Genomic DNA, 2,392 nt, shown 5'->3' on the forward strand with positions numbered 1-2,392 from the left:
TAGGGCATGAAATGCTTGAACGTATTGATGCCGCGCTTGGTGACTTCAGGCATTTCGTTAAACACCTGCTCGCCCCACCATGTGATTGCCATGTGGAAGGAAAAATCACAATTGGCGCGGCTTGATTTATTGTCCCAACGGGTAATTGCTTCCAGCAAAGACTGGTTCGGGTCTGGCAAGCAAAAATCGACAACCATCGTTGTGCCGCCCGCAACGGCTGCGCGGGTGCCGCTTTCAAAATCATCAGAGGAGTAGGTGCCCATAAAGGGCATCTCGAGGTGGGTGTGCGGGTCAATGCCACCTGGCATAATATATGCGCCGGTTGCGTCCAGCACTTCGTCGCCAGAAAGGTTAGGCCCAATTTCGGTGATCACCCCGCCTTCAATTTTGACGTCTGCTTCATAAGTAAGGTCTGCGGTGACGATAGTCCCGCCTTTGATCACTTTTGATGCCATTTTTTCCTCCTCCCAAAGAAATTTGTCGTTTGCCTTGCGGCTGTGTTTGTTTTGCCTCGTGCGCGCTGTTGCGCTTGTTCTTTTGTCCCTGTCGATCTCGGCTCGTCCCTTGCCCTCGTGCCGCGCGGGTTGGCCGGGATGGTGCGGGGTAATAAACCTGTCAACTGCGATATTGGTCCCGCATCAAGTGCGGGACGGTGCGAGGGGTGATGCTTAGTGCAAGGCTACAATAATGCCGCTCTTTGCCTTTTTGAGCATCTGCCACTAGATTCACACCTCGTTTTCCCGTACCGCCCCGCACTTGATGCGGGGCCACTTTGACCTCAGTAAGGAATGTCAGCGGATACATCGCGCCATTCCGGGTTTACCTTTTCGATCAATTCATCTTTCCACTCGCGTCGCCATTTCTTTATCAGCTTTTCGCGGTGAACCGCCTCTACCGCAGTGCCGAACTGCTCGAAATAGACCAACGTTCGAATGTTGTATTTTGCAGTGTGCGTTGAGCCTTTTCCGATCCGGTGTTGTTCAATTCTCTCCCTCAGTTCCCTTGCTGTGCCCACATAAATCGCGCCTTTCGGTTTGTTCGCAAGGATGTAGACGTAGTGCGACATTTCTTATCGATCCCGCATCGAGTGCGGGACGGTGCGAGAGGAAATGCTTGGACCCATTTCAACAACGCTCGGCGCTTCGCATTTCAGTGCCCACTGCAACTTTCGCATGTCCCTTCCTCTATCCTGTACCGCCCCGGACAACTAAGTGGCGTTCACGCCACGCAGGCTGATCCGGGGCCACGTTTCAATTTCCTCGTCATTTCCCACTAGTCGGTCACTCAACAATCTCCGCAGTTTCCACAACCGCATGGAACAAAACATCCGTGCCAGCCGCTGCCCATTCGGGTGAAATGTCTTCATCCTCATTGTGGCTTAGGCCGTCAACGCAGGGGCACATCACCATTGCAGTTGGGGCCATGCGGTTGATCCAGCAGGCATCGTGGCCAGCGCCAGAAATTAGATTGCGGTGAGAATAGCCGAGGCGTTCGGCGGCGTTGCGCACGGCGGTGACGCATTTCTCGTCGAATTCTACGGGGTCGAAACCACCGACTTTTTCGATTTCAATGCCAAGGCCCAATTCTTTGCAGATATCCATCGCGCCAGTGGCAACTTGTTGTTCCATTTCTTCAATGGTGGCCAAGCTTGGGGAGCGCAGATCAACAGTGAACACCACTTTGCCCGGGATCACGTTGCGCGAATTGGGGTAGACATCAATATGGCCAGCAGCGCCCACGGCGTCAGGTTTATGGTCCCAAGCGACTTTATCGACCAAGTCCAAAATCCGCGCCATGCCAAGGCCTGCGTTTTTGCGCATGGGCATGGGCGTTGAGCCTGTGTGGCTTTCTTTGCCGGTGATGGTGAATTGGGTCCAAGATAGGCCCTGGCCGTGGGTGACCACACCAATTTCTTTGCCTTCGGCTTCAAGAATCGGGCCTTGCTCAATGTGCAGTTCAAAGAAGGCGTGCATTTTGCGCTGCCCAACCTCTTCTTCGCCTTTCCAGCCGATGCGTTCCAGTTCATCTCCAAACTTAAGGCCTTCGTGATCTTCACGATCATACGCCCAGTCTTGGGTGTGCATGCCTGCAAAAACACCGGAAGCGAGCATGGCGGGGGCGAAGCGGGTGCCTTCTTCGTTGGTCCAATTGGTCACAACGATTGGGGGCTTGGTTTTAATGTTGAGGTCGTTCAGCGTGCGGATGATTTCCAATCCGGCGAGAACGCCCAGCACCCCATCATATTTGCCGCCCGTTGGTTGAGTGTCTAGATGAGAGCCCACATAAACGGGCAGGGCGTCAGGGTCGGTGCCCTCGTGGCGCATAAACATATTGCCCATTTGGTCAACACCCATGCTCATGCCCGCATCTTCACACCATTTGCGGAAAAGGT

At 54.0% G+C, this 2,392-nt stretch carries 3 protein-coding genes; all 3 read right to left on the reverse strand.

What is annotated here, in order from left to right:
* Positions 1 to 455, reverse strand: a 455-nt coding sequence (locus Q0231_RS16035) for an amidohydrolase family protein (RefSeq protein ID WP_299349175.1), incomplete at its 3' end; no start/stop codon positions are given.
* A 323-nt stretch (positions 456 to 778) separates the two neighbouring features.
* Positions 779 to 1,066: a GIY-YIG nuclease family protein gene (locus Q0231_RS16040; protein ID WP_299349178.1), complete on the reverse strand. Its 288-nt coding sequence runs from the start codon at positions 1,064 to 1,066 to the stop codon at positions 779 to 781.
* Positions 1,067 to 1,280: 214 nt separating this feature from the next.
* On the reverse strand, positions 1,281 to 2,392 hold a 1,112-nt coding region (locus Q0231_RS16045; RefSeq protein WP_299349181.1), incomplete at its 5' end, for a Zn-dependent hydrolase.

The sequence above is a fragment of the uncultured Maritalea sp. genome (genome assembly GCF_937139385.1).
In the GTDB taxonomy this organism is placed as follows: domain Bacteria; phylum Pseudomonadota; class Alphaproteobacteria; order Rhizobiales; family Devosiaceae; genus Maritalea; species Maritalea porphyrae_A.